The following is a 21,436-nucleotide window of genomic DNA, read 5'->3' as shown; positions in this document are numbered from 1 at the left end:
GGAGTCTACGCGGATTGACCCCTCCTGGGCAGGGCGTATCACCAGGTGGCCAGGCGTGCGGCGCCGGGCCGCGGGACCGGTCAGGCCTCGGCGTGCACCTCGGCGCCGGCCGGCACGGCGGTTGCGTCCGCATCTTCCGCCTTTGCCCGGGCGGACTTGCCCTTGGCCTCGTCGGCGGACCGGTCGGTCTTCTCGGGGGTCACGAATCGGTAACCCACGTTGCGTACGGTGCCGATCAGCGACTCGTGCTCCGGGCCGAGCTTGGCCCGCAGCCGCCGTACGTGCACGTCGACGGTCCGGGTGCCGCCGAAGTAGTCGTAGCCCCACACCTCCTGGAGCAGCTGGGCGCGGGTGAAGACCCTGCCGGGGTGCTGCGCGAGGTATTTGAGCAGCTCGAACTCCTTGAAGGTCAGGTCCAGGACCCGGCCCTTGAGCTTGGCGGAGTAGGTGGCCTCGTCCACGGACAGGTCGCCGTTGCGGATCTCCATCGGCGAGTCGTCGTTGACGAGCTGCTGGCGGCCCATGGCGAGGCGCAGCCGGGCCTCGACCTCCGCGGGACCGGCGGTGTCGAGCAGGACGTCGTCGATGCCCCAGTCCGCGGTGACGGCGGCGAGACCGCCCTCGGTGACGACGAGGATCAGCGGACAGCCGGGGCCGGTGGAGCGCAGCAGCTGACACAGGCTGCGCACCTGGGGCAGGTCGCGGCGGCCGTCGACGAGGATGACGTCGGCACCCGGCGTGTCGACCAGCGCGGGGCCCTCCGCCGGGGCCACCCGCACGTTGTGCAGGAGCAGGCCGAGGGCGGGCAGTACTTCTGTCGACGGCTGGAGGGCGTTGGTCAGGAGCAGCAGAGAACTCATATGTCTGGTTCCTCCTCGGTCCCTGCGAGGACGCTGTGCGGACGGGCACTGCTCTGCGATCCCGAAGGCCCCGTACACCCGCGGTCACCTGAGGTTTCCCGCTTCGTATACAACGCTTCCGAAAGCACAAAAGGACCCGGGGGCTACGCTGCCCGAGTCCTCTGCCCAGCAGAATAGCCCACATGAGCAACCGACCGGCAGGTGATGTGGCGCGTTCCACCGTTCGTCCGAAGGGTGAGACGGGCGCAGGCGGTCCTATACGGACTTTTCTGCGCACTGCCGACGGCATTCCGATCGAATCCGTATACGATCCGGGCGCCGCCGTATACGAAGCCTTTGCCGATCCTTTGGCAGCCTCTTCTTCGCCCTCCCGTGACCTGGTGTTCGTGATCGCGCACGGCTTCACCGGGGACGTGGACCGGCCGCACGTCCGCCGGGTGGCCGGAGTGCTGCGCGGCCACGGCGCGGTCGTCACCTTCTCCTTCCGCGGCCACGGACGCTCCGGCGGCCGGTCCACCGTCGGCGACAAGGAGGTGCTGGACCTCGACGCCGCCGTGGCGTGGGCCCGCCGCCTCGGGCACGCGCGCGTGGTCACCGTCGGCTTCTCCATGGGCGGCTCGGTGGTCCTGCGCCACGCGGCGCTGCGCCCCGGCACGGTGGACGCCGTGGTCTCGGTGAGCGCGCCCGCCCGCTGGTACTACCGGGGAACGGCCCCGATGCGCCGGCTGCACTGGCTGGTCACCCGCCCCGAGGGCCGCCTGGTCGGCCGCTACGGCCTGCGCACCCGCATCCACCACCGCGACTGGGACCCGGTCCCGCTCCCCCCGGTGCGGGCGGTGCCGCGGATCGCCCCGACGCCGCTGCTCATCGTGCACGGCGACCGCGACGGCTACTTCCCGCTCGACCACCCCCGGATGCTCGCCGAGGCGGCCGGCGGCCACGGCGAGCTGTGGATCGAGGCGGGCATGGGCCACGCCGAGCACGCGGCGGACGACGCCCTGGTGGCGCGGATCGCGGACTGGGCGGTGTCCGCGGCGGGCTAGCCTGACTCACACTGTCTTTGACTTTTTCTTGTTTCTTGCCGTCGATTGAGGATTCAGATGCCCAAGGTCACGGTGCGCTACTGGGCCGCCGCCAAGGCCGCGGCCGAGGTCGCCGAGGAGCCGTACGAGGCGGACACGCTGGCCGGCGCGCTGGCCGCCGTCCGCGAGCGCCACCCCGGCGAACTCACCCGCGTGCTCCAGCGTTGCTCCTTCCTCGTCGACGGCGACCCCGTCGGGACCCGCGCGCATGAGACGGTACGGCTGGCCGAGGGCGGCACGGTCGAGGTGCTCCCGCCGTTCGCAGGAGGGTGAGCATGACCGAGCAGCCGTACCAGGGCGGCCCCCACCAGGGCTACGACCCCTATCAGCAGCCCCATCAGCAGTGGCCCGGACACGAGCAGCAGTACGGCCACGACCCCGAGCTGACCCAGCAGTGGCAGGGCCAGACCTGGGAGACCCAGACGCACGCGGCGGTACCGGCGGAGGAGACGTCGTACCTGCCGCGGCAGGAGCAGCAGCAGGCGTATCAGCAGCAGGGGTACCAGCAGCCGCAGGGGTACTACGAGGACTCCGGCTATCAGCAGCCGCAGTCGCAGCCCCAGCCGCAGCAGCCCCAGCAGTACGCCGATCCGTACGCGGGAGCCTATGAAGGGGCGCACACCGGGGCGCATACGGGCTCGTACGGCGACTCGTACGGCGACTCGTACGGGGCTTACGCGCCGGTGCGGGAACCCGAGCCGGCCCCCGCCCCGGCACCGACGCCGGCCCCGGCCGCCTCCGCACCCCCCACACCCTCTGCGGCCGGCTCCGACGAGCCCGCCTACGGCCCCGCCACCCTCGCCGGGAACGCGCGGATCACCGACGCCCAGCGGGCCCGCCTGGAGGGCCGGTCCCCGATCATCGAGCCCGGCATGCAGCCGGCGGCGCTCACCGCGCTGCTGGGCCTGCTGCTGGCCGCGGCGGCGCCCATCGCGTCGTACGCCCTGGTGGTACCGCTGGTGGTGCTCCAGGCGGTGACGGCCGCGGGCTGGTTCCGGCTGAACGGCATGTGGCCCGCCCGGCAGGGCATCGCGCTGGCCTTCGCGGGCGCGCTGACGGCCGACGTGGCGGTCCTGGCGGCCGGCCGCGACCACGCCCTGGTGGCCATCCTCGGCTCGCTCGGCCTGTGGGTCCTGCTCTCCCTCGTGCTCCAGCTGCGCTCGCACGCCTCGCCGGACGAGCGGATGTACGGCCTGATGGCGACGGTGGTCTCGGCGGCCCTCGCGGTGCTGGCCACCGGCTATCTGGCCGCCGGCTCCCACGAGGTGTCGGTGGGCGCGGCGGCCGTCGCGGCGGCGGTCGTGGCCCGCGCCCTGCCGCTGCCGGGCCCGGCCCGGGTCGTGGCCGGACTGCTCGCGGCGGCGGGCGCGGGCGTCGTGGTGGGCGGCATGACCGGCCTCGGCACCAAGGGCGCCGTCCTCGGCGCGGCGGCCGGGGTGTGCGCGCTGATCGGCCACCGGGTGGCGAGCTACGACTACCCGTCCCGCTTCGTGCACTTCACGGCGGGCGTCGCCCTGCCCCTGTCGGCGGCGGCCCCGGTGGTGTGGGTGCTGGGCCGCGCGCTGGGCTAGAACCCGTCTCCCCTGAGAACCGGGGAACCGGGGCTCAGGGGGTGGCGTCCGTCGCTGTACAAGATCTTTGGCGGGCGCGAAGGAATTCGAGATGACCGGCACGGCCACCCGTTACCTGTATCTCGTCCGGCACGGCGAGGCGCTGCCGGACGAGAGTGGCCTGACGGAGCGCGGCCGACGGCAGGCCACACTGCTCGGCCGGCGCCTCCGGGACGTCCCTTTCACCGCTGTCCACCACGGTCCGCTGCCCCGGGCGGAACAGACCGCGCGCCTGATCGGCGACCAGATGGAGGGCGTTCCGCTGCGCGTCTCGGAAGCCGCCGGCGACTACGTGCCCTACCTGCCGGACAAGGACGAGCTGCCGGCCGAGTCGGCGGACTTCTGTCTCCGCTTTCTCGATGGAGCCACCGACGAGGAGCGGAAGCGCGGACCCGCGCTGGCCCGCCGGGCTCTGGAGCTGTTCACCGGGGCGGTGGCGGCCGAAGAGGACCGGTACGAACTCGTCGTCACCCACAGCTTCCTGGTCGCCTGGTTCGTCCGCGATGCCATGCAGGCACCGAAGTGGCGTTGGCTCGGCCTCAACCAGGGCAACGCGGCACTCACGGTCATCCGCTACGCGCCCGGTCGGCCCGCCTCCGTCCTCGTCTCCAACGACATGCGGCACCTGCCCGCCGAGCTGCGCTGGACGGGTTTCCCTCCCGAGGCGCACATCTGAGGCCGGCCCCTGCCTTTGCCCTCGGCATATGGGGGCCGGACGCATCGGGCCAATCAACCCGGTCACACCGGCCCCTTCCGTCCCGGGCGGTGCCGACTGTGCGGAGCGGCCGGCGGTCCGGGTGAATTCGCCCGGAGATCCATAGCGCCGCCGCCGGTCCGCCGGCCTGCGTTTTCTCTGATCGTTTCTGTTTCCGCAGATGCTCTTGGCCGTAAATCGCGCCTTCCGATTCAGGACCCGTTGATCAGGCTCTGGGGCCTATCTAGCCTCTTCAGGAGTCTTCGCCGGGCCCAGACGCGCGTCGTCTTCGCCGAGCACGAAATCCCCAGCCGAGCATGGGAGATCACCGTGAGCAGCAATGGGCAGGAAAGCACCGTCGTCAATCCTCTGGAGCAGGGCGCACTGCGCCGTATGGCGCATCACTACCACCGGTACGGCATCGCCACCGTCACCGATCTGATTCGGGAAGACGTCCGCAAAAACGTGCGGGCGGAGGCGGACCGGCTGCTGGAGAAATACGCCGAGCGGCGTGATCTCCGCCTCCAGACCACCGGATACACCCGCCGCTCGATGTCCGTGGTGCAGAGCGAGACGATCGCGGGCAACAGCGAGCTGGTCACCTCGATCTACGCGAATCCGGAACTGCTCGGCGCGCTGGAGCGCATAGCCGGCGAGAAACTGCACCCCTGCCCCAAGGCCGACGAGGAATTCCTCATCACCCGGCAGGAACGGAGCGGGGACACGCACGGCTGGCACTGGGGCGATTTCAGCTTCGCCCTCATCTGGGTGCTCCAGGCCCCGCCCATCGACATCGGCGGCATGCTCCAGTGCGTACCGCACACGGAGTGGGACAAGTCCGATCCGCGGATCCACCAGTATCTCGTCGACAATCCCATCCACACGTACCACTTCCAGTCGGGCGACGTGTATTTCCTGCGCACCGACACCACGCTCCACCGCACGGTCCCGCTGCGCGAGGACACCACCCGCATCATCCTGAACATGACCTGGGCGGGCGAGCGGGACCTGCGGCGCGAGCTCAAGGGCGACGACCGCTGGTGGGAGGACGCCGACGTGCCGGCGGCCGCCGCCCTGGACGACTGACCGGCCACCGTACCCGCGGCCCGGCAAGGGCCTGAAGCAGAGCTTTCCCCCGCTTTCCCCCGCGACGAGGGATCACCATGACCGATCTGAACACCCCCGACACCAAGCCGCTGACGGACCACTTCGACAACGTGGAGCCGGGAATCCGCCGGCGGATCGCCGTACAGGACCCGGAGATCAAGGACTATCTGGACGGAGTGCTCGCGAAAATCGCCTCGCACCGCGGCGTCGAGCACCCGTACCTGAACGCCTACCGCACCACGGCGCTCACCCCCGAGCAGGAGCGCCTGATGTACAGCGAGTGCTACTACTTCTTCCGCTACCTCCCGTTCTACATCACGGGAATGGCGGTCAAGACGCGGGACGAGATGATCCTGCGGGAGATCATCCTGAACGTCGCCGACGAGGTCGGCGGCGAGGTCACGCACTCCACGCTCTTCGCCGACTTCCTCGCCCGGATCGGCATCGACAAGGAGCACCTCGACGCCTACGAGCCGCTGGAGGTCACCAAGCGGCTCAACGACGGCATCCGGGTGCTGTACACCGAGTCGCCGATCCACAAGGCCCTCGGCGCGCTGTACGCCGACGAGACCATGTCGTCCATCATGGTCTCGAAGATCAACGACGGGCTGCGCAACCAGGGGTACGACGACGACCTGCGCCACTTCTGGCAGCTGCACATCGACGTCGAGGTGGGGCACAGCAACTCCGTCTTCAACGCGATCGCGCCCTACGTCCACTCGCCCGCCACCCGCGCCGAGTTCGAGGCGGGCGCCTACGAGTTCCTCGGGCTGGTGGAGGACTACTGGGACGGCGTGCAGCGGCTCGTGGGCCTCGACGCATGAGCCAAGCGGTATCCGGCACCACCGGGTCGGCCGACGGCCTGCGGCACATCGCCGCCGGCCGGCCCGTCCCCGGCTCCGTGCACTCGGTGTCCGTCTCGATCCCCGACGTGGCGTCGGTCATCGGGTACGAGTCGAACGACGCGGCCACCCTGAACCGCATCTCCTGGGGCTACCCGCGCTTCCGCCCCCACCCGTACGTGGTCCGGGTGGCGGAGCTGGCCGCCCGGGAGGACGCGGGCGGGGAGCTGCTGCTCACCCGCTCGGCGCGGGCCGCGCGGGCCGCCGCGGCCTACGCGGGCCTGCCGCCCCGCGCGGCGCGCGACCTCACCCTCGGCGGACACGTCCTGTCCGGGGTGCGGCTGCCCGACCGGGGGCCGGGGGCCGCGCGGGCGCGGGCCCACGTCATGCACACCGGCGGGCATCTGTCCTCGCGGCAGGCGGAGGACGTGCTGTGGGACGCGGGCCTGATCGACGGCCGGCAGGTGGAGGAGACGGCGGACGACTCGCCCGCGCGGGCCGTCGCGGAGGCCCTCGCCGGGGCCTACGGGGTGCCCGGACCGCGGTACGTGGCGCTGCGCAACAGCGGTATGAACGCGGTGATGGCGGCCGTCGAGGCGGTCACGGAAATCCAGCGGGACAGCGGCCGGCGCCACTGGCTCCAGCTCGGCTGGATCTTCTTCGACACCATGCACCTGTTCGAGAAGAAGGTCGTGAACGCCGGGCACACCACCGTGCCCGACCCCTTCGACCTGGCGGAGGTCGCCCGGGTGGCCGCCGCGCACGCGGGCGGACTGGCCGGCATCATCGCGGAGATCCCGAGCAACCCGGGGATGGGCGTGCCCGACCTGCCGGCGCTGCGCGAGATCGCCGACCGGGCCGGCTGCGCGCTCGTGGTGGACGCCACGATCGCCACCCCGCACAACGTCGACGTGGTGCCGTACGCCGACGTGGTCTGCGAGAGTCTGACCAAGTACGCCACCGGATCGGCGGACGTGCTGGCGGGCGCGGTGGTGGTCGCCCCCGGTTCGCCGTTCGCGGCGGACCTGCTGAGCGTGCTGCCGCGGTACGGCGACGAGCCCTACCGCCGGGACACGGCCCGGGTGGCCGCCCGGATCCGCGGCTACGCGGACCGGATGGCGCGGGTGAACGCGAACGCCCTGGCCCTCGCCGAGTGCCTGGAGCGCCACCCGGACGTGGTCCGGGACATCGGCTGGGCGCTCGATGCCCGGTCGGCCGCGAACTACCGGAAGGTGGCGCGGGACTCGGGCGGGCCCGGCGGGCTGCTGATGGTGGATCTCAAGGTCCCCCTGGAGCTGGTCTACGACCGGCTCGCGGTGGCCAAGGGGCCCAGTTTCGGCGCGGAGTTCACCATGGCGTCCCCGCAGGTCTTCATCGCGCACTACGACCTGCTCACCACCCCGGCGGGGCGGGCCGCGCTGCGCGAGCGGGGGCTGCACCGGGACATGCTGCGGGTCTCCGTCGGCACCGAGCCGCCGGAGCTGATCGCGGAGACCTTCGAGCGGGCCCTGCGCCCCGACTGACCGGCGCCGGAGGGAGAGGGCGGGGCGGGCCCCCGGGACAGCCGGGGCCCGCCCCGCCGTCACGCCTCGGCGGGCCGCAGCAGCGCCGTCCGGGCGGCCTCGGTGTAGCGCTCGGCCGCGTCGAACGTCGGCGCCAGCGCGGTCAGTTCCACGAAGCCGCAGGTCTTCAGGGCACCCAGGACGTGCAGTGCGACGCCCTCGCCCCGGTCCCGGCGGTAGAGCAGGTCCTCGGCGCGCAGCCGCGCCACCGCGGTCCGCGGGTCGAGCCGGCCCAGCGCCTCGGGGTCGAGGATGCGCCCGTGCACGTAGCACATGGCCTGTCCGTCCGGCCGGCGCAGCCGTCCGTCGGCGCCGACGTCCCGGCCGACCAGGGCCTCGGCGTAGCGCAGCACATGGCTGGGGCCGACCTTGCGCAGATTGATCTCCACGGCGAGCGGCCCGCGGTCCCCGGCGATCACGAAGTCCACGCCGAAGCTGCCCCGGTGGCCGAGCGAGGCGAGCACCTCGCCCGTCCGGGCCACCGCGTCCATCAGGGCGGGCCGCCACCGCTCCTCGGCCGGGTACCGGCAGCCCCAGTACTGGCCCCCGGAGAGCACCTGGTCGTGGCAGGCGAGCACCTGCACCGTGCCGTCGGCGGTGACGTACCCCTGGCCGCTGGGGGAGGAGGTGACGTCCTCCAGGAACTCCTCCACGATCACGCCCTCGCCGGCCAGCTCCCGGTGGAACTCGTCGGCGGACATGCGCAGGACCTCGGCCGAGCCGAGCAGGTCACCGGTCCGGGCGTACTTCTCGCAGTCGATCAGCACATTGCCGACCGAGGCCGCCCAGGTGCTCGCGCTGACCTTGACCAGCACGTGCCGCGGCCGGTCCGGGCCGCCGGCCAGCCGGCGGATCGCGGCGGCCACCTCCGCCTCGCCGCGCAGCGCCTCGGCCCCGCCGCCGGGCACCGGCACCCCGGCCCGCAGCAGGATCTCCTTGCTGCCCGCCTTGCTGCCCCAGCGGGCGGCCAGGGAGGCGTGCCCCTCGTCCAGGCCCGCGCCGATCCTGCGGGCCAGCTCGTCCAGCGCCTCGGACGCCATGAAGTGCACGATGTCGGCCCGCGCGGTCTTGCCGACGGCGTCCCGCAGCGTGGCCACGAGTCCGTCGTCGCCGAGGACCAGGTCGTCCAGGGGGCGCGGGCGGCGGGTGCCGGGGGTGAGCAGGGTCAGCCGGTCGCGCACGCTTTCGATCATTCGGTCGTCAAAACCGAAGACATCCCGGAAATGATATTCGAGGGTGTAGGGGTCGACGGGTTCCGAGGTGACGACGACGGCCCTTTCGTCCGGGTCGCGAAGGCTCCACAGAAAACCCAGGCTCCGCTCGGCGGAGTAACGCAGATACGGCACCTCTTCCAGCATGCGATCGGCGTAGTTGAGCGCGTAGATCAGGATCTGTGTGTAACCGGAATCTGCCATACGGGGAGATTAGGGGTGACGTCCGGGAAATGGTAGTGGAATCGCCCGTTCCGGTGGTGGCCGGAATTCACCCCTGTCATCTCATAATCAATTTCACGCTTTTTCGCGACAGGTGCGCGCATGCCGAAGGGCCGCACCCCCGTCGGCGTCCAACCCCGGGGATGCGGCCCTTCAGCCGTCACTGTGAGTCCTGCCGGTACGAGCCCGGCCGGCCCGCTCAGACCGCGATGGCGACCTCCGCGAGCCCGCCCTTCTGGGCGACGACCGTACGGTCCGCGGTCGCACCCGGCACGAGGGCGCGCACCGTCCACGTGCCCTCGGCCGCGTAGAAGCGGAACTGGCCGGTCGCGGAGGTGGGCACCTCCGCGGTGAACTCGCCGGTGGAGTCCAGCAGCCGGACGTAACCGGTCACCGGCTCGCCGTCGCGGGTCACCTGACCCTGGATCGTGGTCTCACCGGGCTTGATCGCCGAGGCGTCCGGGCCGCCGGCCTTCGCTCCGCACATGTCGTACTCCTGAGGGGTTGAGAGGGGGGCGGGCTTACTTGTTGGCGCCGAGCTCGATCGGCACGCCGACGAGGGAGCCGTACTCGGTCCAGGAGCCGTCGTAGTTCTTGACGTTCTCCACGCCCAGCAGCTCGTGCAGCACGAACCAGGTCAGGGCCGAGCGCTCACCGATGCGGCAGTAGGCGATCGTGTCCTTGGCGAGGTCGACGTTCTCCTCGGCGTAGAGGGCCTTCAGCTCCTCGTCGGACTTGAAGGTGCCGTCGTCGTTGGCGTTCTTCGACCACGGGATGTTCCGCGCGGTCGGCACGTGGCCGGGACGCTGCGACTGCTCCTGCGGCAGGTGGGCCGGGGCGAGCAGCTTGCCGGAGAACTCGTCGGGCGAGCGGACGTCGACCAGGTTCTGGGCGCCGATGGCCGCCACGACGTCGTCACGGAAGGCACGGATCGAGGTGTCCTGCGGCTTGGCCTTGTACTCGGTCCGCGGGCGCTGCGGCACCTCGTCGCCGGCCACCAGCTCGCGGGCGTCCAGCTCCCACTTCTTGCGGCCGCCGTCGAGGAGCTTGACGCTCTCGTGGCCGTAGAGCTTGAAGTACCAGTAGGCGTACGACGCGAACCAGTTGTTGTTGCCGCCGTAGAGGACCACCGTGTGGTCGTTGGCGATGCCCTTCTCCGACAGGAGCTTCTCGAAGCCCTCCTGGTCGACGAAGTCCCGGCGGACCGGGTCCTGGAGGTCCTTGGTCCAGTCGATGCGGATCGCGTTCTTGATGTGGTTCTTCTCGTAGGCGGACGTGTCCTCGTCCACTTCCACGATGGCGATGGTCGGGTCGTCCAGGTGCTCCTGGAGCCAGTCGGCGTCGACCAGGACGTCGCTGCGGCTCATGCTCTTTCTCCTCCGGGGCAGTCGCGGCGGGGCGTGCGGGGTGGAAAGCGGTGCGCTCGGTGCCCGAGCGGCACACGGATGCCCTGAGGCAGGGCGGATGAGGGACGCGGGAGCCGGGGGCTTCCGCTCAGAAGGGGCGACAGAGCATGGCGGCCACGCGGCACAGGTCCACTGCCCGCCGCTTGGTGAGATCCGCCTGTCCCCGCGGCTGGAGGACGCTCGTCGAATACCGCATGGGGCCGATCGTAGGGACGACGGGGCGGGCGTGTCACCGGTGTGTCATATCGCGAGACGCGATCGTCCGAATCGCGGTACGAGGCGAGCGTCCGACGGGCCCTCCGAGGGCGGCCGGACGTTCGCGCACCGGGCCGTGGCTACGCTGCGGACGCACCCGTCTCGCCAGTCGGACGCCCGCTGTCCATCCCCGGATTCCGGGCGGGTGGGGAGGCGTGTGGGGTGCCGGGGCGCCTACCCCGCCAGCCGGACGTCCGAACCCTTGACGCTGATCTCGACGCCCTCCGGCGCCGCCTGCACCTTGTCCAGCTTGATTCCGCCGGGCAGTTGGTCGATGGCCTGCTGGAAGTCGGTGATCGCGCGGATGCGGTCCTCGGCGAACGCGGCACCGGCCAGGCTGGGCAGCGAGTCCGCGTGCACCTCGACCTTGCCGTCCACCACGCTCACCGAACTGAGCACGGACACCGTCTGCTTGATCCCGAGGGCGGGCGCGGTCAGCTCCACCGCCACCTTGATCTTCCCGTTGCCGCCGTCGGAGAGGCCGGTGACCCGGGCGCTGGCACCCGGCGCGACCTCGGTCGGCTCCGGCTTGGCGGTCTTCAGCAGCTCGGCGTAGGAGACCGTCCCGGTGCCGGTCGCGGTGGCCGCGGTGGCGGAGCTGTAGTCGCCGGAGAACTCCACGCCCTTCATATGGGCCTTCAGGTCCTCGACCCGGATCGTCCGGCCGGCGTCGCCGGTGGCCGCGTCGTACTCCTTGATCCCGACCTCGACGTCGTCCAGGGAACCCCCCGCGACCTGGGTCAGGAAGGGAAAGCCCTTGATGTCCACGTCCGGGGTCGTGGTCAGCTGCTCGTTGGCCTTCAGCTTGTCCGCGGCCTCGCCCTCGGCGAAGTGGACGGCGACCCGGTCCGCGATCACGAACAGCGCGCCCAGGATCACGACGACGATCAGCAGTATGCGCAGGCCTCGCATGGGGTTCCCCCGGGTCGGTGGTGGTGGCGGTGGTGACGGGCGTCGGTTGCGGATACGCCACGGTAACCCCGCCGGGCCCGGCCGCCGGGAAATTGTGGATCAGTTGTGACAGGGCCGGCCGGACCTACTCTGGAGCTATGTACGCCCGGCGACGGCACATCTACTTCGCCATGATGGGGACGTGTATCGGCCTCTTCGTCCTGGCCTGGGGAGTCGTACGCATCTGGTCGGTGCCCGCGGCCGTGGGCCTGTGCGTCGTGGCCATGGTCATCCCGCCGGTCGCCGCGATGGTCGCCAACCGGCGGGGCCCGGAGGACCGCTGGTGGGACGACCCCTCGGGCGACCCGGAGTCGGACGAGTGGTGGGACGAACTGGACGGCAAGAAGCGCCCGCGCCCGTGAGAGTGTCCCTCAGTAGACGAGCGCCTGCGTGTCGTCGCCCAGGGCCTCCTGCACGAACACCTGCGCGCCCGCGATCCGCACGCCCTCGATGACGTCCTTCTCGGTGATCTCCCGGCGCGCGGCGCACTGCGTGCACAGCGTGATCCGCCCGGCCGCGAGGATCGACTCGAGCAGGTCGGGCAGCGGCGCGGCGTGCGGCAGCTCGAACTCGGCCGCCCGCCCCGGCAGCGCGAACCACGACGACTCCCCGGTCAGCCACAGCGACACGTCGACCCCGCTGGCCACGGCCACGGCGGCGACCGTGAACGCCTGAGAACACCGCTCGGGGGCGTCCGCACCGGCCGTCACCTTGATAACGAGCTTTTTCGCCATGCCCGAATCGTAATCCGCTTGCCCGCAACTCCGTGTGCATGCCATGAGTCTTGCTGTGACGGCGCGGCCACGGAAGCCGCGCTTCCTTATCCCTTGGGGGGAGTCCTTTGGACGTGTACGCGAGACCCGGTGCGGAGCCGGCGGACACCGGTGCGGAGCCGGCGGACACCGGTGCCCCGGACGGTCCGGCCGGCCCGGACGGGTCCGGCTTAGAGCCGGTACGGCGACGGGGGCGGATGCCGGCACTCCTGGCCGGCGCCGCAGTGCTGGGCCTGGTCTGCGGTCTCTGCGCTGGTTATCTGATCCAGGCCGGCCGGGAGCCCACCGAACTGCCCCCGCTGTCCCAGCCGAGGCTGGAGCAGGCCGCGGCAGGGGCTTCCGCGCCGCTGCCCGCCGCGCGGGACCGCGAGGCCAGGACCGACGGTGACCTGCGCCGGCTGCTGCTGAGGAAACCCGACGGGGCGCGCGCGGCGGGGTCCGTGGCCGTGGGCGGCTGGGTGAGCCTGCCCGCACTGGCGCAGGCGTACGACGACCCGGCGGTCGCTTACGACTGGCTGCTCGACCAGGAGTTCCGCCGCGGCACCGCCGTCGGCTGGATCGAGGGCGGCACCCGCGCGGTCGAGATCCGGCTGCTGCAGTTCCGGCAGGAGGAGGTGCTCGGCGCGAAGGAGCAGGTGCAGGAGGGCAACCTCCAGAACTACTTTGCCGACGCCGACGTCTGGGCGATTCCCGGCACGGGCGACGGCAAGGCGTACACCCACCGCAAACCCCGTAGCCGCGACGGAGTGAGCGTGTACCGGGCGGAGGCGGACGCATGGCGCGGGGACGTCTACGTGTCGGTCCGGATGTACGACACCAAGCCGATCCCGAAGAAGGCGATCGTGGACCTGGCGAAGAGGCAGGTGGAGCGGCTGTGATGACCGAGAGCCCCGACAACCCCGCTCCCGAGCCGGCCGCGTCCGCCGCAGGGCGCCCTCGTCGCCGGGCCGGCCGCGTGCTGGGCGGTGCCGTGGTGGCGCTCGCCGTCGTCGCGGGGGTGAGCTGGACCGCGGTCGTCGTCCAGGGGGCCGACCGCGACCCGGGCGCCCCTGTCTGGCGGATGCCCAAGGCATCGGTGGGCGAGCCCGCCGAGGACACCGGAATGAGCACGCTGCTGCTGCCCTACGAAGAGGGGCGGTACGCGCCCGGCCCGGACATGAACGAATTCGGTTCCGACGCCGAACTGACCGGCGCTCAGGCAACCGCTCAGCGCAAGCGGTCGCTGGCCGGGCTGCCCCGGTCCCAGCGGCTGCTGATGGAGCGCCGGATGGACCGGGAACCGGTCAAGGGCATCGCGATGCGCAGCTATGTGGGTACTGCCGGAGTCTCCTCCGAATCCGGCGAGGCGTTCACGGCGCAGGTCATGCTGGTGCGCGTGGCGGACCGGCCGGCAGCGGACTCCGAAGCCGCCCTCCAGCGGCGGCTCCTGGGGTCCGTGGAGTCCCTGCGCGAGGGCCCGGCGGTGAAGGGACACGAGGATGACGCCGCGTGTTTCCTGCCGCCGGCCGGTACGGAGGAGCAGATCGGCACGATGGTGTGCCTCGGATCCGTCGGAGACGTCCTGGTCCTCGCCACCGCGACCACGGTCGGGCCGCTGGACCGGCAGGAGGCGGCGGACATGGTCGCCGCCCAGTTCGACCGCATCGAGGACCCGGGGAAGGCCGTATGACCGAGCAGACACAGCGACCGGCGGTGGAGCAGCCGGGCCCGGAGGAAGCGGTCGCGCACGAGGCGGTCCCACACGAGGTGGTGACCCACGAGACGGTGGCGCCCGAGACGGTGGCGCCCGACGCGGTGCCCGGCCGATCGCCGCTCCCTGCCCTTCCGCCGCCGCCCGCCGCCGTGCGCAAGGACCGCCGGGCGCTGCGGGCGGCGCTGCGGTGGACCGCCGTCGCGGCCGTGTTCTGCCTGGTCGGGGCCGGGACGGCGTACGGGATCAGCCGGATGGAGCGGACGGACCTGCCGGGCCTGGCCACCGCCTCCGACGGCCGATGGGACTACCCGGAGCTGGTCCGGCCGCCGCTGCCGCCCGGCAGCCCCGGGCCCCTCGAAGCCGGCAACCACGCCGGCACGCACTACGCCGACCTGCGCGCGCTGGTGCTGCCCGCGCCCCGCGGGGCGACGGTGGAACCGGGAGCGCGCGGCACGGACGGGTGGGTGCCGGTGAAGGACTTCCTCGCCGACTACGCGGACGTGGAGAAGCGCCGGGAGCTGGCCCAGAAGCTCACCGACCACGGTCTGCGGCACATCGCGGGCCGCGGCTGGACCACCCCGGACGGCACCCGCACCACGATCCGGCTGCTGCGGTTCGGCACCGCCGCCGTCTCCGAGACCCTGCTGGCCGGAGATCTCGCCAACACCGGGGCACCCGCCTACCCGGTGCGCGGTGCCGAGTACTACGCACTGGACGAGACGTTTCCGCCGGAAGCCCATATGAAGGGCGTGACGCTCTTCCCGTACACGGAGGCCGAGCCGTACGGCGCCGAGCAGGTGCGGCAGGCGTACTTCTCGGCCGGGGACACCATCGCGGTGATCACCCAGACCCGCGAGGGCGGGGTGGACGCCGTTCCGTTCCGGCAGACGGTGACCTTGCAGACCGAGCTGCTCAGCTGAGCGGACCTCCTCAGGAGGGCCGGGGCCTGGCCGCGTAAGCTGGGCTCCGGCTCTGTCGTATGCCCACCCTCGCTCAAGGAGCACCCGTGGAGATCTTCTTCGAAACCCTGCTGGTCCTGGTCTGCGTCGGCGTGCTCGCCTTCGCCGGTCTGACCGTGAAGAAGCTGTACCAGGGCCAGCGCTGACCCCCCTCTAGGAAAGCCTCCGCTCATGATCGAGATCCCGTCCGACCTGCACAAGGACCTTGTCCCGCTCGCCTTCCTGCTCGGCAACTGGGCCGGCGCGGGCGTGCACGACTTCCCCGGCTCGGAGAAGTGCAACTTCGGTCAGGAGGTCAGCTTCACCCACGACGGCCGGGACTTCCTGGAGTACCGCTCTCACACCTGGGTGCTGGACAAGGACGGCAACAAGGTCCGTCCGCTGGAGTCGGAGACCGGCTTCTGGCGGATCGACGCGGACCGCAAGGTCGAGGTCACGATGACCCGCGACGACGGTGTCATCGAGATCTGGTACGGCGAGATGGCCGACAAGAAGCCGCAGATCGACCTGGTGACGGACGCCGTCGCCCGCACCCCCGCCTCGGCTCCGTACAGCGGCGGCAAGCGGCTGTACGGCTATGTGAAGAGCGACCTGATGTGGGTGGGCGAGAAGCAGACCCCCGAGGTTGCGCTGCGCCCCTACATGTCGGCCCAGCTGAAGAAGGTCGTCACCCCCGAGGACGTCGAACGCTGGGCCAAGGCCCTCCCGGACGACATGCCGGACGACGGCATCGCTTTCTTCAAGTAGTCCTAGACTCGTCGGTGTGGTGAGCACCGACTGGAAGAGTGATCTCAGGCAGCGCGGCTACCGGCTGACGCCGCAGCGGCAGCTTGTCCTCGAAGCCGTCGACACCCTTGAGCACGCGACCCCCGACGACATCCTCGTGGAAGTGAGGAAGACGGCGTCGGGGGTCAACATTTCCACCGTCTACCGGACGCTGGAGCTGCTGGAGGAGCTGGGCCTGGTCAGTCATGCCCATCTGGGGCACGGCGCGCCCACCTACCACCTCGCCGACCGGCACCACCACCTGCACCTGGTGTGCCGGGACTGCGAGGACGTGATCGAGGCGGACGTGGAGGTGGCCGCCGAGTTCACGGCCAAGCTGCGGCAGCAGTTCGGGTTCGACACCGACATGAAGCACTTCGCGATCTTCGGCCGGTGCCGGGACTGCTCCCTGAAGGGTTCAAGTACCACGTCGTAGGCTTGCGTTATGAAGAGCCCCCTGCTGTCCCTGCCCGGCGCAGTTCCCGCCGAGGGTGTGGACGAAGGTGTCGCCGCCCACTACGGCGACCTGTTCCGCGAGCAGCGCGCCCTCGCCGACGGCACCGGTTTCGTCGACCTGTCGCATCGCGGTGTCGTCACCGTCAGCGGTGACGACCGGCTGAGCTGGCTGCATCTGCTGCTCACCCAGCACGTCAGCGAACTGCCCGCGGGCGAGGCCACCGAGGCCCTGATCCTCTCCGCGCACGGGCACATCGAACACGCGCTGTATCTGGTGGACGACGGTACGACCGTCTGGGCGCACGTCGAACCCGGCACCCAGGACGCCCTGATCGCGTACCTGGAGTCGATGAAGTTCTTCTACCGGGTCGAGGTCGCCGACCGGACCGCCGACATCGCCGTGGTCCACCTGCCCGCCGGCTCCATCGCCGAGGTGCCGGACGGGGTCGTCGTACGCGAGACGGCGTACGGCCGTGATCTCTTCCTGCCGCGCGCCGAGCTGGAGTCCTTCGCCGCGTCCCACGGTCCCGCCGCGGGGCTGCTCGCCTACGAGGCGCTGCGGGTTGAGCAGCACCGGCCCCGGCTCGGCTTCGAGACCGACCACCGGACCATTCCGCACGAGCTGGGCTGGATCGGTACGGCCGTGCACCTCCAGAAGGGCTGCTACCGCGGGCAGGAGACGGTCGCCCGCGTGCAGAACCTGGGCAAGCCGCCGCGCCGGCTGGTCTTCCTGCACCTGGACGGCAGCGAGGTGCACCTGCCGGTGCCGGGGACCGAGATCCGGGTCGCCGACGAGGGGGCCGAGGGCCGCAAGGTCGGGTTCGTGACGACGTCCGTACGCCATCACGAGCTGGGTCCGGTGGCGCTGGCGCTGGTGAAGCGGAACGTGCCGATCGACGCGCGGCTCCTGGCCGGAGAGACGGCGGCTGCTCAGGAGGTCGTGGTCGAGCCGTAGCCGGGTGCGGCGCCGTTGTGGTTGCTCGCGCCCACGCGGCGGAGCCGCATGTCGGACACAGCCCCGCGCCCCTTCGGGGCGCTTCACATCTCCAGCAGCACTGTGAACGGTCCGTCGTTCGTCAGGTTCACCCTCATCCGCGCGCCGAAGCGGCCCGTCGCCACCGTCGCGCCCAGGGCGCGCAGCTGGGCCACGACCTCGTCGACCAGGGGCTCGGCGATGTCGCCGGGGGCCGCCGCGTTCCAGGTGGGGCGGCGGCCCTTGCGGGCGTCGCCGTAGAGGGTGAACTGGCTGATCACCAGCAGCGGCGCCCCGGTGTCGCTGCACGACCGCTCGTCCTGGAGCATCCGGATCGTCCACAGCTTGCGCGCGAGCTGGGCCGCCTTCTCCTTGGTGTCCTCGTGGGTCACCCCCACCAGGACGCACAGCCCCTCGCCCTCGATCGCGCCGACCGTCTCGCCGTCCACGACGACGCTCGCGCCGTCCACCCTCTGTACCACCGCACGCATGCCGACCATGATGCCCGGTGTCCCGCCGCCGCCCGCACGGGGACCAATATGGATCCGTTACCCCCCATCTGGGGCCGTTCGGGGGCTCTCGGTCACATAGCGGTCGGTTGGGGTGGCACGATGCTTCCCACACGCCGGTCGAGGGGACGGTCACGCAGATGAGCACACCGAGCACGAGCGGGCGGCTGGGGACCGAGGGGACGCACCGGCCGCCCGCGCAGCGCACCGAAGGCCCCCCGGAGCCCGGGTCCGGCGAGCCCGGCCTGGCCCGGCTGAGCCTGCCCGAGCTGCGCGCCCTGCGCCGGGACGCCCAGCGGGACGAGGCGGACCTCAGCTATGTGCGGCGGCTGCTCCAGGGCCGTATCGACATCCTGCGCGCCGAGCTGGGGCGGCGCGGCCGGGTACCCGTGCCGGCGCCGGCCGACGGCTCCGTGGTCGACCGGCTCGCGGAGATCCTGAAGGACGCCCCGGCCCGGCAGCGGTCCTCGGCCCGCCATGTCACGCTCGGCACCCCGCACAACGAGGAGTACGGGCGGCTGGCCGCGGAGATGCTCGCCGAGGTGGAGCTGTCCGACCTGACGGCGCGCACCGACCCGGAGCTGACCGCCGCCATGGGCCGTCTGGTCCGCTACGAGCAGGAGGTGTCCCGCTGCCGCCAGCGCCTCCAGCGCACCGCCGACGACTGCAGCGGGGAGATCGCGCGCCGGTACCGGGAGGGCGAGGCCCAGGTGGACGACCTGCTGACCTGAGCGCGGCCGGGTCCGGTCTGCGTAGGCTCCCCACCATGGGTGAGATGGGTCTGCGCGAGCGCAAGAAGCAGCGGATGTACCAGGACGTGTCGGACATCGCCGTACGGCTGTTCCTGGAGCGGGGCTTCGACGCGGTGTCGGTGGCGGAGGTCGCCGCCGCGGCCGGGATCTCCAAACCGACCCTCTTCCGGTACTTCCCGGCCAAGGAGGACCTGGTCCTGCACCGGATCGCGGACCACGAGGCGGAGGCCGCCCGGGTGGTCGCCGGGGCGGCGGACCCGGTGGGCGCGCTGCGTCGGCACTTCCTCGCGGGGCTGGACCGGCGGGACCCGGTGACCGGCCTGAACGACCACCCCGAGGTGCTCGCCTTCCACCGGTTGCTCTATGGCACCCCCTCCCTGGTGGCGCGGGCCTACGCCCATCAGGAGCGGTCGGAGGCGGCGCTCGCCGAGGCGCTCGGCGGCGGTCTGGACGCGCGGCTGGCCGCCGGGCAGATCATTGCCGTCCAGCGGGTCCTCGCCCAGGAGAACTGGCGGCGGATCGCGGCGGGGGAGCCGGTCGAGGACGTCGCGCCGGATGCCGTACGGGCGGCCGAGCGGGCGTTCGGGCGGCTGGCCGAGGCGCTGCCGGAGCTGCGGCCCGCTCGCTGAGACTCGGTAAGAAATTTAACTCGGTAATGTTTTGTCGTACGCTGGCGGCATGACGTCGACCGACCCCGCCCTCACGGAAGCCCTGCACACCGAGCGCGCCTACCACGAGACCTGCCGCGCCGCCCTCGCCGCGATGGTCGACGGCGCCGCCGAACAGGTCGTCGTGGGCGAGGACGTCTCCGCCTCCGGAGCCGACGCCGAAGTCCTCGGCTACCGGCTGCGCAGCCAGGCCAAGGCCCTGCGCGAACTGCCGCCCGGCCCGCTGTTCTTCGGCCGGCTCGACTTCACCGACGGCCACCCCGAGCACGGCGGGCAGAGCTACCACGTGGGCCGGGTGCGCATCACCGAGGACCCGGCCGCCCCGCCGCTCGTCGTCGACTGGCGGGCCCCCGTCTCCCGCGCCTTCTACCAGGCCGACGCCACCGACCCGCAGGGCGTCGAGGTGCGCCGCCGCTTCGGCTGGGCCCCGGGCAGCCGGGGCGAGGCCACCGACCTCACCGCGCTGGAGGACGAGCACCTGGGCCGGGGCGAGGCCCGGACCAGCGACATCGTCGCCCGCGAGATCGAGCGGCCCCGCGTCGGCCCCATGCGGGACATCGCCGCCACCATCCAGCCCGAGCAGGACGACCTGGTCCGCGCCGACCTCACCGACTCGGTGTGCGTGCAGGGCGCGCCCGGCACCGGCAAGACGGCCGTCGGCCTGCACCGGGCCGCGTACCTGCTCTACACCCACCCCAAGCGGCTCCAGCGCTCCGGCCTGCTGATCCTCGGCCCCAACCCGACCTTCCTGCGGTACATCGCCGAGGTGCTGCCCTCCCTCGGCGAGACCGCACGGCGCGGCACGGCCGACAAGGGCTACCGCCAGAGCACCCTGCTGGACGAGCTGGCCCGCCACCCGGTCACCGGCACCGACCCGCTGCCCACGGCCACCGTCAAACACGACCCGCGCATGGCCGAGGTGCTGCGCCGGGCGCTGTACGCGCGGGTCACCACCGACGGCGTCACCGACCTCGCCGTCCCCGACGGCTCCTACCGCTGGCGGGTGTCCGCCGGGGAACTGGCCGGCATCGTGGCCGAGGTCCGCGCCGAGGAACCCCCGTACGCCATCGGGCGGGAACGGGTGCGCACCCGGGTCGTACGACGGCTGCGCGAGCAGGCCGAGCGGCGCTCCGGGGTGCAGCCCGCCGCCTGGGTCCGCCGGATCGAACGGTGCCGGCCGCTGACCGCGCAGCTCGACGCGGTGTGGCCGAAGGTCCGCCCCGAGGAGGTCCTCGCCGAACTCCTCAGCGACGCAGAGGCGTTGGCGCGCGCCGCCGACGGCCTGCTGGACCCCGGGGAGCGGGCGGCGCTGCTGTGGCCGCGCCCGCCCCGCTCGTACAAGTCCGCCCGCTGGTCCGCCGCCGACCTGGTCCTGCTGGACGAGCTGGCCGGGCTGATCGAACACCCCGAGGGCTACGGTCACATCGTCGTGGACGAGGCGCAGGACCTCTCCCCGATGGAGTGCCGGGCCATCGCCCGCCGGGCCGCCTTCGGTTCGCTCACCGTCCTCGGCGACCTCGCCCAGGGCACCACCCCGTGGGCCGCCCGCGACTGGTCCGTCCAGCTGCGCCACCTGGGCCGGCCCGACGCGGCCGTGGTGCCGCTGACCACCGGGTTCCGGGTGCCGGCCGCCGTGCTGGACCTGGCCAACCGGCTGCTCGCCCGCCTCGATGTCGCCGTCCCCCCGGCCACCTCGCTGCGCACCGACGGCGAGCTGACCCTGCGGCCCGCCGAGGACGTGCTCGCCGCCACCGTGACCGCCGTCCGCGAGGCCCTCGCCCGGGAGGGCTCGGTCGGTGTGATCACGGCGGACGCGGACGCCGACCGGGTACGGGCCGCCCTGACCGGGGCCGGCCTGGACGCGGCCGGCCCCGAGGCGCTCGGCGCCCGGCTGGCCGTCGTCCCCGCCGGCCTGGTCAAGGGCCTGGAGTACGACCACGTCATCGCCGTGGAACCGGCCGCCGTGGCGGAGGCGGAGGAGCGGGGCATGCACCGGCTGTACGTGGTGCTGACCCGGGCGGTGTCCCGCCTGGACGTGGTGCACGCCCGCCCGCTGCCGTTCTGAGACCCCGGACGGGCTCAGCGG

General features: G+C 72.1%; 25 protein-coding genes. 17 read left to right on the top strand and 8 right to left on the bottom strand.

What is annotated here, in order from left to right:
* Window positions 1–80 precede the first annotated feature (80 nt).
* Window positions 81–860 (bottom strand): response regulator transcription factor, encoded by a 780-nt coding sequence (locus HB370_RS19030; RefSeq protein WP_030791972.1) that lies wholly within the window; start codon window positions 858–860, stop codon window positions 81–83.
* Window positions 861–1,042: 182 nt separating this feature from the next.
* On the opposite strand from HB370_RS19030, the gene HB370_RS19025 reads away from it, so the two are divergent.
* From HB370_RS19025 to besB, 7 genes are all read left to right on the top strand, one after another.
* Complete coding sequence (locus HB370_RS19025) at window positions 1,043–1,903, top strand: alpha/beta fold hydrolase (RefSeq protein WP_208974417.1); 861 nt, start codon at window positions 1,043–1,045, stop codon at window positions 1,901–1,903.
* A gap of 57 nt (window positions 1,904–1,960) precedes the next feature.
* On the top strand, window positions 1,961–2,215 hold the full coding sequence (locus HB370_RS19020) for a MoaD/ThiS family protein (protein WP_030612461.1): 255 nt from the start codon (window positions 1,961–1,963) through the stop codon (window positions 2,213–2,215).
* 2 nt (window positions 2,216–2,217) lie between these two features.
* A complete protein-coding gene (locus HB370_RS19015; RefSeq protein WP_030791977.1) occupies window positions 2,218–3,513 on the top strand; it encodes a hypothetical protein in 1,296 nt (431 codons plus the stop codon).
* 91 nt (window positions 3,514–3,604) lie between these two features.
* Window positions 3,605–4,228: a histidine phosphatase family protein gene (locus tag HB370_RS19010; RefSeq protein WP_030791980.1), complete on the top strand. Its 624-nt coding sequence runs from the start codon at window positions 3,605–3,607 to the stop codon at window positions 4,226–4,228.
* Window positions 4,229–4,576: 348 nt separating this feature from the next.
* Window positions 4,577–5,332: an L-lysine 4-chlorinase BesD gene (gene besD / locus HB370_RS19005; RefSeq protein WP_030791981.1), complete on the top strand. Its 756-nt coding sequence runs from the start codon at window positions 4,577–4,579 to the stop codon at window positions 5,330–5,332.
* Between the two features lie 77 nt (window positions 5,333–5,409).
* On the top strand, window positions 5,410–6,177 hold the full coding sequence (gene besC / locus HB370_RS19000) for a 4-chloro-allylglycine synthase BesC (protein ID WP_030791984.1): 768 nt from the start codon (window positions 5,410–5,412) through the stop codon (window positions 6,175–6,177).
* On the top strand, window positions 6,174–7,718 hold the full coding sequence (besB, locus tag HB370_RS18995) for an L-2-amino-4-chloropent-4-enoate dechlorinase/desaturase BesB (protein ID WP_078637771.1): 1,545 nt from the start codon (window positions 6,174–6,176) through the stop codon (window positions 7,716–7,718). The genes besC and besB overlap by 4 nt, the downstream gene beginning before the upstream one ends.
* Before the next feature lie 59 nt (window positions 7,719–7,777).
* Here besB and besA read toward each other — a convergent pair whose 3' ends face one another.
* The 5 genes from besA to HB370_RS18970 all read right to left on the bottom strand — a co-directional run bounded on the left by besA (window position 7,778) and on the right by HB370_RS18970 (window position 11,763).
* Window positions 7,778–9,172 (bottom strand): L-propargylglycine--L-glutamate ligase BesA, encoded by a 1,395-nt coding sequence (gene besA / locus HB370_RS18990; RefSeq protein WP_037703010.1) that lies wholly within the window; start codon window positions 9,170–9,172, stop codon window positions 7,778–7,780.
* A gap of 217 nt (window positions 9,173–9,389) precedes the next feature.
* Window positions 9,390–9,677: a DUF1416 domain-containing protein gene (locus tag HB370_RS18985; protein WP_030792004.1), complete on the bottom strand. Its 288-nt coding sequence runs from the start codon at window positions 9,675–9,677 to the stop codon at window positions 9,390–9,392.
* A gap of 34 nt (window positions 9,678–9,711) precedes the next feature.
* Entirely contained in the window at window positions 9,712–10,557 is an 846-nt protein-coding gene (locus tag HB370_RS18980) for a sulfurtransferase (protein WP_030792007.1), read from the bottom strand.
* A 127-nt stretch (window positions 10,558–10,684) separates the two neighbouring features.
* On the bottom strand, window positions 10,685–10,792 hold the full coding sequence (locus HB370_RS42700) for an Ms5788A family Cys-rich leader peptide (RefSeq protein WP_348273507.1): 108 nt from the start codon (window positions 10,790–10,792) through the stop codon (window positions 10,685–10,687).
* 233 nt (window positions 10,793–11,025) lie between these two features.
* Window positions 11,026–11,763 carry a DUF2993 domain-containing protein gene (locus HB370_RS18970; RefSeq protein ID WP_030792010.1) on the bottom strand — a complete coding sequence of 246 codons (738 nt, stop codon included), beginning with the start codon at window positions 11,761–11,763 and terminating at the stop codon, window positions 11,026–11,028.
* A 137-nt stretch (window positions 11,764–11,900) separates the two neighbouring features.
* On the opposite strand from HB370_RS18970, the gene HB370_RS18965 reads away from it, so the two are divergent.
* A complete protein-coding gene (locus HB370_RS18965) occupies window positions 11,901–12,164 on the top strand; it encodes a DUF3099 domain-containing protein (RefSeq protein WP_030792013.1) in 264 nt (87 codons plus the stop codon).
* A 9-nt stretch (window positions 12,165–12,173) separates the two neighbouring features.
* Here HB370_RS18965 and HB370_RS18960 read toward each other — a convergent pair whose 3' ends face one another.
* A complete protein-coding gene (locus HB370_RS18960) occupies window positions 12,174–12,536 on the bottom strand; it encodes a DsrE family protein (protein ID WP_030792016.1) in 363 nt (120 codons plus the stop codon).
* Between the two features lie 236 nt (window positions 12,537–12,772).
* Here HB370_RS18960 and HB370_RS18955 point away from each other — a divergent pair, with 236 nt between their 5' ends.
* The 6 genes from HB370_RS18955 (at window position 12,773) to HB370_RS18930 (ending at window position 17,403) form a co-directional block, all read left to right on the top strand.
* Entirely contained in the window at window positions 12,773–13,453 is a 681-nt protein-coding gene (locus HB370_RS18955) for a hypothetical protein (protein WP_030792019.1), read from the top strand.
* Window positions 13,453–14,244, top strand: a complete 792-nt coding sequence (locus HB370_RS18950; protein ID WP_030792023.1) for a hypothetical protein — start codon at window positions 13,453–13,455, stop codon at window positions 14,242–14,244. The genes HB370_RS18955 and HB370_RS18950 overlap by 1 nt, the downstream gene beginning before the upstream one ends.
* Entirely contained in the window at window positions 14,241–15,188 is a 948-nt protein-coding gene (locus tag HB370_RS18945) for a hypothetical protein (RefSeq protein ID WP_030792026.1), read from the top strand. Before HB370_RS18950 ends, HB370_RS18945 begins: the two co-directional genes overlap by 4 nt.
* 210 nt (window positions 15,189–15,398) lie before the next feature.
* Window positions 15,399–15,974 (top strand): FABP family protein, encoded by a 576-nt coding sequence (locus HB370_RS18940; protein WP_030792032.1) that lies wholly within the window; start codon window positions 15,399–15,401, stop codon window positions 15,972–15,974.
* A gap of 16 nt (window positions 15,975–15,990) precedes the next feature.
* The gene (locus tag HB370_RS18935) at window positions 15,991–16,428 is read left to right on the top strand and encodes a transcriptional repressor (RefSeq protein ID WP_030792035.1); all 438 of its coding nucleotides are present in this window, start codon (window positions 15,991–15,993) and stop codon (window positions 16,426–16,428) included.
* 9 nt (window positions 16,429–16,437) lie between these two features.
* On the top strand, window positions 16,438–17,403 hold the full coding sequence (locus HB370_RS18930) for a folate-binding protein YgfZ (protein ID WP_030792037.1): 966 nt from the start codon (window positions 16,438–16,440) through the stop codon (window positions 17,401–17,403).
* Between the two features lie 83 nt (window positions 17,404–17,486).
* On the opposite strand, the gene dtd is transcribed toward HB370_RS18930, so the two are convergent.
* Window positions 17,487–17,912 carry a D-aminoacyl-tRNA deacylase gene (gene dtd, locus HB370_RS18925; protein WP_030792040.1) on the bottom strand — a complete coding sequence of 142 codons (426 nt, stop codon included), beginning with the start codon at window positions 17,910–17,912 and terminating at the stop codon, window positions 17,487–17,489.
* Window positions 17,913–18,070: 158 nt separating this feature from the next.
* On the opposite strand from dtd, the gene HB370_RS18920 reads away from it, so the two are divergent.
* The 3 genes from HB370_RS18920 to HB370_RS18910 are packed head-to-tail and all read left to right on the top strand — an operon-like array spanning window position 18,071 to window position 21,415.
* A complete protein-coding gene (locus tag HB370_RS18920; protein ID WP_030792043.1) occupies window positions 18,071–18,661 on the top strand; it encodes a hypothetical protein in 591 nt (196 codons plus the stop codon).
* A gap of 35 nt (window positions 18,662–18,696) precedes the next feature.
* On the top strand, window positions 18,697–19,311 hold the full coding sequence (locus HB370_RS18915) for a TetR family transcriptional regulator (RefSeq protein WP_030792046.1): 615 nt from the start codon (window positions 18,697–18,699) through the stop codon (window positions 19,309–19,311).
* A gap of 49 nt (window positions 19,312–19,360) precedes the next feature.
* A complete protein-coding gene (locus HB370_RS18910) occupies window positions 19,361–21,415 on the top strand; it encodes an ATPase AAA (protein ID WP_030792049.1) in 2,055 nt (684 codons plus the stop codon).
* Window positions 21,416–21,436: the final 21 nt, after the last annotated feature.

Source organism: Streptomyces sp. DSM 40868, assembly GCF_011820545.1.
Lineage (GTDB): Bacteria > Actinomycetota > Actinomycetes > Streptomycetales > Streptomycetaceae > Streptomyces > Streptomyces eurythermus.
The sequence above is the reverse complement of the archived record's forward strand: the minus strand, read 5'-3'. Positions and strand labels throughout refer to the sequence as shown.